The following is a 10,160-nucleotide window of genomic DNA, read 5'->3' as shown; positions in this document are numbered from 1 at the left end:
TGTGACTATGAAACTCGCTAGCATCATAACTATTAGAGTACGCTTGCGGTTTTGAATTGGTCTTGAAACAGGACGATGGTGTGGCGTTGTTTCCTGCAATACCTGCCAAGTTGGTAATTCTGTTGTCGAATTTTGACAAATCACTGGTAGCCAACTAGCACAAGGATACTCATTTTCTAATCCTTCCAGCCTTTCCCTCGAGCGTCGTACTGCCAGCACTAAAGATTTACCATGTGCTAATTCTTCTAAAAAATACTTGAGAAATTCTTGCGCTACTAAATTTGGTACATCCTCGCGCATGACGATAATTTGCGGGATGTATAACTTAGCAAGTTGTCGGGCCAAGCTTAAGCCATCACATGAGTTGAAAATTGCTAGCTGCAAGCCCTGCTCAATTGCTTTGGATAGAGCATGTTGTAGCTGAGTGATGCTCAAACTATTATTTTCTGGGTTTTCATTAATGTAAATCTTGGCTTTGTTATCCTCTGCTTGGCTGGAACTGTGTCCAGCAAAGAAGAGGATATCCCAACTCTGCTGCCATAATGCATCATTTATAGTTTTGCGATCTGGTTCCAATAAGAATGTGGGCACTATCCCCGGTAGCTGTTTTAAAAGATTTTTGTCTGTATCAATATCAATTCCCCGACTATCTCCCAAAATACCCAGTACGCGCAGTTGATTAAAAGATTTTGGCGATTTGCAAGCTACCTGCTTTGATTCCAACAAACTCAAAACTACTTCTGATTGCGGATAGTCTTTGACAAACTCCCACAAATGCCAAGGTAGGCGCCACAATAAGTCATCACTAGTTTCAATAACAAGCATTACTTCGTCTGTATTACTCAGCCATGTCCGCAATTTTTTCTCAATGTTGCGGAAGGTTTCTGCATTCAGCCAATAGTTAATTTCTGTATCTAAGCGCTGACATAAACTATGTAAATCATCCTGAGAAACGTTTGTCAAACTGGCGCTTTCAATTTCAATTCCGTAACTGCGCCTTATACGTTGTGTCAGAGCATTGTATAAATGTTTCCAATCACGATAACATGTAATAATGTCTGGTGCTGGTGGTAAGCTGCCAACTAATTGTTGCGATCTCGCTCCATCAATTTCCCATAATTCAGCGATAACTGAGGGAAATCCTGCTTCAAGACTACCTATGCCAAAATTGAACATAACGCGCTTACTCATTGCTGGTTAACTATGTAGGTTAAATGTTCCACACTCAAATACGGGTTAAAAATGAAAATAAAAGTATAAATTTTTACTAGTAATTGATAGCCCTTATTATTTTTCATACAAGATACTTTTAACACATGTAATTATATATACAGGTTTTTTGGGGATATTTTATGAAGAATAAAAGGAATTAGATAAAGTTTTAATAAAAGACATCTCCAAAATAGTAATATTTTATGGTAAAAGAATATAATAGATGTTTTTGGGTGCTAAAACATGGGTTCTATACTGAGTCATATCGAAGAAAATCCTCAAGAGACACAACGCTTGATTGGTCTTGGTATCCAGAACTACAACAGCTGATTCAAAATGCAGAACGATTGCACAATGAAAAACAAGCTGTAATATAATCGCAGAAAACTAGAATAATTTCCGGTGGAGGTGGACGTAAACCAATAATGTCTGTGCAAGAGCAGATAATTTTAACTTTAGTTTATCTTAGACATATGACGACATTTCAACTTTTAGGTATTCAGTTTGGAGTCAGTGAATCGACAGCTAACTCTACATTACTAACATAAACTATATTAAACACAAGCTCCGGTTACGGAAGCAGACCGAGCTAGAACTTGGCAAGCTCAGTTACACAGTAAGAAGCATAAAAAGTTTTACAGCAGAATTATATTTGACTTAACAAGGGCAGACATTTCTAGCAAAATAAATGCTTGTAGTAGTACGCACGCTTATAGTAGACGAAAGCAAAGCATCTACATAAATTTAATTCTTTATATAGCAGTCCTAAATCATTTGTGAAATCATGCGTTGTAGAGACCTTATTAACCCGGTCTCTACGAAGATATATTTTTTACAACTCATATAGGAATGCTATATAATAAATTCTTCCAACAAACTGACATCAGCAATGGCAATTTCTATGTAAAATTTTATACCTGTATTGCATCTAAAATACGGTAATTGAATGTAGTTGTCTCGTTCTCTAGAAACCACTGACTGGAGTTGTTGTGATGAGTCTGAGAGTAGAGCCAAAGTTAGAGAAGCAGGTAGTTGTTTTTCACTAGCGTAAGGATGTACCTGTACCAAAACCCCAACTCTACCATCTGCTTCTGGAGTTAGCGCTAATAAAAGAATCACAGCTTGCTCTTGAAGTTGCAACTGCAAATTTAATAACTTGGCCTGCTGAACGTTATAAGACTGTGGATGATTTCTCACAGTTGCTAATTCTCGTTCTGATATAGAAAAGTCTGCCACAGAACGCCATCCAGCCTCAATTGACTCGGTAAAATTATTTTTTAACCAATGATGAAGGTTTACCAACATTTTTGTCGGTGCTTTCGTAGTTCGCTTAGTATATAGTTGTTGTCGCCACGTATCATTTGCTAATAATGCTCCCCACTGTGCAAATTTAATATCTAAACGGGGAGAGTAGGGAGATGATTGACTTAATTTAGCTATAAGAGATGCGGCTGCTGTCTCAGATAATGAAGGTAGAGATGGAATATCTGCTTTTTCTTGACCACAAATTTCTCTAGCCAGCAAAATAATATCTAAATCAGGAATCAAATTTTCATCATTAACAGTATAAGTACGATAAATCGGGTCATATACACCTCTTTCTTTTAATTTTTTATGAGTTGTATAGCCCCAAATTCGCATCCAGTTTTGTTCTAAATCTATTTGTACTGCTAAATAATAATTAGCAGCAAAGTTAGGAATATCAACCCATTCCTGTGGCACGGAAAATTCTTCTGTATCAACCGCATCATGAGGAATTAGTACCAGGCGGGTTTGACCAATAGTTATGGCTGTGCCATTGACTACTTCCCAAATACTTGACAATTCCGTAGCGCTGGGAATTAGATAATCAGATTCTAATTCCCAATTTTCTTTTAACCACCGTAAAAAGACATTTAGACAAAGATGATTGATATAAGCATGATGACGAGCAATTTGATTACTTTGTAGGTGTTTCACGGCTTCTGCTTGTTTATGTTCTGTTTCTAAAAATTCTAACCACAAGTTTTCGGAAGTAAGATTTTTGAAATTTTTCCAACTACTATTCATTGTTAAGCTCCTGAGACTTTAAATTTTATTAAATTCATATCTGATTTTTGAAGGTATTGTTAATTTGGCTCGGTAAAAGGAGCTATTTTTAACCATTCATCCAATAAAAATCCGACTTGAGTACATACTATTCCTTCAGGATTTAAAGACATCTTAATTATAGCTTCAATTTGTTTTACTATATCTATTTTTAATGTCGTTTTGCATAATAAAAGTTTATTATTAACTTGTAATAAAGGAAAATTTATTAACTCTGCAATTTCCTCTGTCTTCATTTGTTGCGACCAAAACATACGCATAATTTCTCTGGGTTGAGATTCTAGTATTTGGATAGCATTAGCCAAAAATGTATATATTAAACCGTGATAAAATACATCAAGATACTCTTGTAAATAAATTTTAAGCTCATTTAGATTCTCCGAATTTAAATCTATTCGTAAATACTCATTTGCCCATATTCCTAATTGGCTTAACAATTTTAACAACATTTTTTTATAGCGACGACCAATAGTAGACTGATTAGAAGCAAGTTCTATACCTATTTTTTCCTGCGATAGATTTAAGCCATGTATAAAAAGTGGAATTCTTTGTTCTTCTGGCTTGAGACTATTAATTTTGTTATAGATAAGTTCTCTTAATTCATTGGCAAACTCTACAATTTCATGATGTGATATATCATTACTTTGAATAATTGAATTTTCATCGGGTATTAAGTCAAGCCATGTTAAGGTTTCAGAATCTTGAGAAATTGGTTCATCAAAGGAAATTTGAGCAAAATCAATATAATTACGAATTGCTCTGCCAATCTCTTGTAGCCATTGCTGAATAACTGTCCCATCTATAGTCTGCTTATTGGGAAATAATTGTGGTAATTGCAGAGACAATTGGTGATAACGGCTACAAATAGCCTCAAACGCTTGAGGTTGTGGTAAACTTATATCAATGACTTCTGCATCCTTAGCTTCTTTAAAACATTGCCATGCTAAGGCATAATGTGAAATAGTCGTATCATTAAGCCCAAAGCGTTTTAAAACAGCGATAACTCTTGTTTTAGTCGCCCTAGCCGCTAACCCTAATTCACTCCGTTGAAATGTTCTCAATCCTTCGATTTCTCTTAACTTATCACAGAGTAATCCCTCCATTCTTTTTCTCAGATATTTTTCAAATTTTATATACCAAATATTTAAAGCCAAATTTTGATATTCTGAATCTTTAAGAAGATTGCCTAGAAATTTTTCAGGAGATAAGGCACTTGTTAAGCCAATTTGAAATAAATCATGAAATAAAGAATCATAATCTAAAAAAATGTGAGATATTTTGATTATGTTTATGTTTGTTCTAATTTCCAAAGCGGCTTTATAGCTGAACTTTGATAGAAAAGATATCCAAACTCTTTTGTTTAATTCATCTTCAGGAGCATTTTGTAAATTTTGCAAAAGTATTTTGACTAATTCAGGTTTACGTATATCTGGTTTTTGACTAACTATACTAGCTATATATTTTTGTGATTTTTGGTCTACTTGCCAAAAAATATATTTTTGTCCTTTGGCATCTTCTTTAAATAAAGGTAATGTAAAGAATTCTTGAAATATCATCCTACCTATCTCCTATTTACAGCAGCAAAGTATGAAATTTTTTCAGCATTGAGATAAACGCTGTTGAATTAATGATTAATTAACAGTGAATGCTAACTATACCTTACTTACTATATTGGGACAAAAGCCAAAAATCATGCGCTGTTCTCTAATTCGAGTGATAACAATCAAGCTCATCCCACCGCTAATACTGTTTCACCTTAAGGTTGATACTTGTACGGCAAGCAGGGAGAGCAGTGGGAGCAGGGGGTGTTAACAACTTTTAAGTAATATATCATCAAAATTAGACAAGGTAAGTACCTGGACAAAAATAATTATACGTTTGTTTGTAGGCACGTTAAGATTGGATGCTGCAAATACTTCGGTGTGATGGAGGTGTATTTAAGATGACTGCAACCCTAAGAGATTCGCGGCCGCGTTCCAATCACCGCTAACTTGGTGGCTATCAATAATCCAAGCAATTAGTAAATCTCCTGGTGTAATGGGCGCCTTAATCAATTTTGGTTCGTATTGGGTGAAAAAGAAATTTTACGTCTAAATACAGGCGCCGTTCTCCGTACTCTTAGCTACGCTGCTCAAACATTTACACCCACATTGCGAGGATGGCTACTTGATTTTCTAAACACAGGAGGTTTTATACAAAATTTAAGTGCTATTTTTAACCCAGTACCTCCACTCGCAACTGTTACGAGAAGCAGTTAATCCTGACGAACTGCCACATGGTATTGAATAAATGTTAAGGATAGGGAAAAAGTTTTTGATAGTTTAAAAGGGAATAAATTTAGGATTTTAAAAGCAGAAGATAATTTGACAGATAAACAAAAAGAAAAATTAGATACAATCAGAGAAGCATCTCCTTTAATAGCAATAATGCATTCATTGAAAGAAGAATTCCGCGATTTATTTGATACGAGTGAAGATTCAGGAACAGGAATATTAGGGTTACTCGATTGGTTAGAAAAAGCTGAACCTTATTATCAGAAAAGTGTTAAGACAATTAAGCGATGGTTTGGAGAAGTAGCCGGATATTTTGAAAGAAAAACTACTAACGGGGTAGTAGAAGGAATTAATAATAAATTGAAGCTAATAAAACGAAATGGATTTGGCTTTAGGAACTTTCGGAATTTTGAGCTTAGAGCTTTACTTTCTTGGCATTATAATATTAATTTAGCACGTTAAGTACGCAAGAACCGGCTTGGGAAAGATTTAAACAGAGTATTGATGCAGATCGACCTGAAGGACAAAAATTATATTCTTAATCTATGGCAATTGTATGGTTAGATTCGGGGATTATAGGGCTAATTATTAATCCTAATCAAGAGGGAGATGCTTCGTACCGAGCGCATGACATTATAATGAATATAATACTATCCGTTACATCCGTTGTATCCGTTGCCAAGAACCAACCCAATTAAACTATCAAGCAACCGCGCGCGCGATAATGGCATTAACTCCTTACCATAAAGCATCTCTTGCACAACAACATGCGATACTAGTGAGCCGAAGAAAATTTGTGCAATAGCATCTGGGTCATCAAGTTTCAATTCTGGATGAGATAAGAAATACTCACTCATCAGCGAGCGTCCTTGTTGAATGACCGTTTGTGTATAAAGCTTTGCTAATTCTGGGAAACGTTCAGATTCTGATACAGTAACTCGAAACAATCCTAAATAATCAGGATTATCCGCCACTCGTGTAAAAAAAGTTTCGCCAAGCTGACGTAGAAATACCGCAGGTTCGCCTTTAAACTCCTCATCACAAAATACACTGCGAAAATTTCCTATAGTTACCCATTCCATCAAAGCTTTGAATAATCCTTGTTTATCACCAAAGTAGCTGTAAATCGTTTGCTTGGATACTCCTGCTTCTGCACTAACCTTATCCATACTCGTTCCAGAGTATCCTGTACTCAAGAATACCCGCATTGCTCCTCGTAATATTTGCTCTTGCTTTTGGTTCGCTATAACTGTTTCGCTTTGGTTAACAAGGAATTTTGACATGGCAAGGAGTATTAAGTTTTTTGGTATTTTAGCAAATTGTCACACTAGACGGTTTAGTATGATTTTAAAATACATAATTATTTTATAACCGAGGGTATCTCCTATGACTCAGGTTGCCCCATCACCAGAAAATATTCCAGAAAAGGAGCCAGAGAGTATATCACTTCCTGGCGCCCATGTGAAGGACTCAAAGCCAAAACCTAAAAAGAAACCAATTCGGCTATTATTAGCAGCATTGCTTTTATTAGGTGGTGTTGGGTTTGCAATTTGGCGCCTTGCACCAAAAGCACCAGCAAATGCACTCAGAGTAAGTGGACGTATTGAAGGTTACGAAACTGATATTGGAGTTAAGCGTTCGGGACGAATTGAAAATATTGCAGTGCGTGAAGGTGCTGCCGTTAAAAAGGGACAACAGTTAATTAAGCTTGATGATAGCAATGATTTGCTACTTGCCGACCAGTTACGAGGCGCCCAAGCGCGCGTAGCATCAGCGCAGTCAGACCAACAGCAAGCACAGTCAGATGTTCTAAGCGCTCAAAGCCAAATAGATCAAGTTGAAAGTCAAATTAGCGAAGCTCAACTCAACGTTCAACAGTCACAAGGAGATACAACTGGACGAGTACAACAAGCTTCTGCCACGGTTGCATCAGCAAAAGCACAACTTGCTGCATCTGAAGCACAAGCGAAGCAGACAGCATCCGAAGTTAAACTAGCTTCATTGAATCTCGACCGATATGCAAAACTAGTTGCGGATGGCGCCATTAATAAACAACAATTTGACCAAGCGCAAACAACATACGATACCGCAGTTGCTACCCTTGAAGCTCGAAAAGCAGCAGTAAATAGCGCGCGTGAACAATTAACTGCTGCTCAGGGTGGACTCACGCAAACCCAGACCACAAGTTTTAACCCAGGAATTCGTAACGCGCAACTCCAAGCATTATATAGAAAACGCGCGCAGAGCTTTGCTCAATTAAAATCGGCGCAAGCAAGAGTTAATTCAGCTCAAGCGAAAGTTAAAGACGCACTTGCATCGCAACAGCAAATTGTCACTCAAATTAATGATTCTAAAAAAGATTTAAACGTAGTTAGTCCTCTTGATGGTGTTGTAACAGCACGCTCTGTTGAACCAGGTGCAGTAGTTAGCAATCAAACCAAGATTATTACAATAGTAGACCCAAAAACTATATATTTACGAGGTTTTATTCCTGAAGGTGACATTGGTAAAGTTCGTATCGGACAAGTTACTAAAGTTTTTCTCGACTCGGCGCCGAAAACTCCTTTAAATGGCAAAGTAATATCTATAGACCCACAAGCTTCTTTTACTCCAGAGAATATTTATTTCCAAAAGGATAGAGTCAAGCAAGTTGTGGGAATTCGCATTAGTGTAGAAAATCCTGATGGTTGTTTTAATCCTAACAGTCCTTACGCTGGTGGTGATTTACCTTGCGCTCGAATTGGGATGCCTGCTGATGCTGATATTTTGTTGAAGTTGTAGCACGGGCGTCCCGCCTGTGCAATACGTTTGTATGGTGGGCAATGCCCACCTTACTATTTACCACAGAGACACAGAGGACACAGAGAGGTGAATTCTTTACCCATAGCCATAGAGGTGCGCGCGCTGCACAAGCAATATGGCAAGCTAGAGGCTGTACGGGGCATTAATTTTACTGTAAATAAAGGTGAATTATTTGGTTTGATAGGTCCCGATGGAGCAGGCAAGACAAGTACGTTTCACATTCTTGGTGGTGTAATGGAAGCGACTTCCGGTAATGCGTGGGTTTTCGGACAACCCGCGCGTTCTGCACGTTTGCAAACTGGGTATTTAACACAGCAATTCTCACTATATTTGGATTTGAGCATAGATGAAAATTTGCGGTATGCGGCAGGATTACGAGAAGTTCCAGATGATTTGTTTATAATACGTCGCAATAAATACCTAAAATTAATGGATTTGGATAAATTTGGTGCCCGATTAGCAGGACAATTATCTGGAGGAATGAAGCAAAAGTTAGCATTATGTTGTGCATTGGTATCGCAACCACAAGTTTTATTACTCGACGAACCGACAACAGGTGTTGACCCAGTATCACGACGAGAATTTTGGGATGTGTTGGCAGAATTATCCAATGAAGGAATGACAATAGTTGTTGCGACACCATATTTAGATGAAGCAGAGAGGTGTGACCGCATTGCTTTAATGTACGATGGAGAAATTCATGAAATTGCAACTCCAAAAGAGTTACGCGACAGTTTAGGCTTGCATCGTCTCGAAGTTCGCACAACTTCTTTAGACAAAGTTGAACAAGTTCTTTTAGAAGCAGTACCAATAGATATTGCCGATGTACAAACATTTGGCGACCGTTTAGATATTCTTGTCAAGGATACTGTCAAGGGTGAATCCAAAGTTCGCCAGCTTTTACAAGAAAATAATTTACCATCACCAGATATTGAAAGCAACGAACCCACTTTAGAAAACGTTTTCGTTACCCGTCTTCGTCAACAAGGTTCGGCGCCGGAATTTTTCCCTTTCCCAAGATATCGAGGAGGAAACTCAGCACTCAGCACTCAGCTGCTGCAGGTTGCTGTGCAAGCCCCCGCGCAGCCCACCCCATCTTGCGTTGCCTTACCATGCCACCCAGTTGACTAAGCATCCAGCCCCTGTTCAAGTCCCACGTGTCCTTGTACTGTGCTGTACTGTTGGGTACTGTACTGTACTGTACTGTTGGGTGCTGTACTGTACGTACTGTACTGTACTGTTAGATACTGCACTGTACTGTTAGATACTGTACTGTACTGTACTGTACTGTACTGTACTGTTAGATACTGTGCTGTACTGTGCTGTACTGTTAGGTACTGTACTGTACTGTAAAGTAGGCAGCTGCTGGGAACATATCTTGTCACTCTGCCTTGGCTGTCAGCTTGATGGGAGCCGGCTTCCTGCGCTTTAGCGCCTTGGCTTTCTCACTGGGCACGTGCACGTCCCACACAATGCCCAGCGCCTTCAAAGTGCAGATCACGTACCATGTCAGGTCGATCTCAAACCATTCAAGGCCGTGACGGGCTGACTGAGGGAATGCATGGTGGGAGTTGTGCCTGTGGTGGAGAGGTTTTGGTGGGGAGCAGCAGAACAGTCAGTGGTGTGACGGCAGCAGCGGCGGCAGATGTGAATCAGTGTTTGCGGCAGATAAGAGTATACTCTGTGATATCACAGTCATTGATGACTGCAGCATCTGCTGTCAGAGTCTGTGGTGTTATCATGCCGGACGGGGATTGCGAGTGCTGCCACGGTCAAAGCTGAAGA

General features: G+C 38.4%; 8 protein-coding genes and 2 pseudogenes. 6 read left to right on the top strand and 4 right to left on the bottom strand.

The genetic code is table 11. The features are described 5' to 3' along the window. On the bottom strand, positions 1–1,191 hold a 1,191-nt coding region (locus AC2JBO_RS38555), incomplete at its 3' end, for a CHAT domain-containing protein (protein ID WP_496958919.1). Positions 1,192–1,415: 224 nt separating this feature from the next. Between AC2JBO_RS38555 and AC2JBO_RS38550 the strand changes: the two genes are divergently transcribed. Both AC2JBO_RS38550 and AC2JBO_RS38545 read left to right on the top strand, forming a co-directional pair. Next, on the top strand, positions 1,416–1,589 hold the full coding sequence (locus AC2JBO_RS38550) for a hypothetical protein (RefSeq protein WP_496958918.1): 174 nt from the start codon (positions 1,416–1,418) through the stop codon (positions 1,587–1,589). 48 nt (positions 1,590–1,637) lie between these two features. Continuing rightward, a complete protein-coding gene (locus AC2JBO_RS38545; protein WP_496958917.1) occupies positions 1,638–1,760 on the top strand; it encodes a helix-turn-helix domain-containing protein in 123 nt (40 codons plus the stop codon). Between the two features lie 304 nt (positions 1,761–2,064). Here AC2JBO_RS38545 and AC2JBO_RS38540 read toward each other — a convergent pair whose 3' ends face one another. Together AC2JBO_RS38540 and AC2JBO_RS38535 are read right to left on the bottom strand one after the other, a co-directional pair. Continuing rightward, on the bottom strand, positions 2,065–3,261 hold the full coding sequence (locus AC2JBO_RS38540; protein WP_496958916.1) for a DUF1822 family protein: 1,197 nt from the start codon (positions 3,259–3,261) through the stop codon (positions 2,065–2,067). Between the two features lie 59 nt (positions 3,262–3,320). Further along, positions 3,321–4,856 carry a hypothetical protein gene (locus AC2JBO_RS38535; protein WP_496958915.1) on the bottom strand — a complete coding sequence of 512 codons (1,536 nt, stop codon included), beginning with the start codon at positions 4,854–4,856 and terminating at the stop codon, positions 3,321–3,323. Between the two features lie 510 nt (positions 4,857–5,366). On the opposite strand from AC2JBO_RS38535, the gene AC2JBO_RS38530 reads away from it, so the two are divergent. Together AC2JBO_RS38530 and AC2JBO_RS38525 are read left to right on the top strand one after the other, a co-directional pair. Then, positions 5,367–5,558 carry a hypothetical protein gene (locus tag AC2JBO_RS38530; RefSeq protein WP_496958914.1) on the top strand — a complete coding sequence of 64 codons (192 nt, stop codon included), beginning with the start codon at positions 5,367–5,369 and terminating at the stop codon, positions 5,556–5,558. Positions 5,559–5,585: 27 nt separating this feature from the next. After that, positions 5,586–6,035: pseudogene (locus AC2JBO_RS38525) on the top strand (ISL3 family transposase); the annotation flags it as partial. A 188-nt stretch (positions 6,036–6,223) separates the two neighbouring features. Here AC2JBO_RS38525 and AC2JBO_RS38520 read toward each other — a convergent pair. Further along, complete coding sequence (locus AC2JBO_RS38520; RefSeq protein ID WP_496958913.1) at positions 6,224–6,856, bottom strand: TetR/AcrR family transcriptional regulator; 633 nt, start codon at positions 6,854–6,856, stop codon at positions 6,224–6,226. A 103-nt stretch (positions 6,857–6,959) separates the two neighbouring features. Between AC2JBO_RS38520 and AC2JBO_RS38515 the strand changes: the two genes are divergently transcribed. Together AC2JBO_RS38515 and AC2JBO_RS38510 are read left to right on the top strand one after the other, a co-directional pair. After that, positions 6,960–8,354 (top strand): HlyD family secretion protein, encoded by a 1,395-nt coding sequence (locus tag AC2JBO_RS38515; protein WP_496958912.1) that lies wholly within the window; start codon positions 6,960–6,962, stop codon positions 8,352–8,354. Positions 8,355–8,441: 87 nt separating this feature from the next. Beyond that, a pseudogene (locus AC2JBO_RS38510) lies at positions 8,442–9,408 on the top strand (ABC transporter ATP-binding protein); the annotation flags it as partial. Positions 9,409–10,160: the final 752 nt, after the last annotated feature.

The organism is Calothrix sp. CBUCES-K 9914 (genome assembly GCF_059640475.1).
This window is presented reverse-complemented; position numbering and strand designations above follow the sequence as displayed.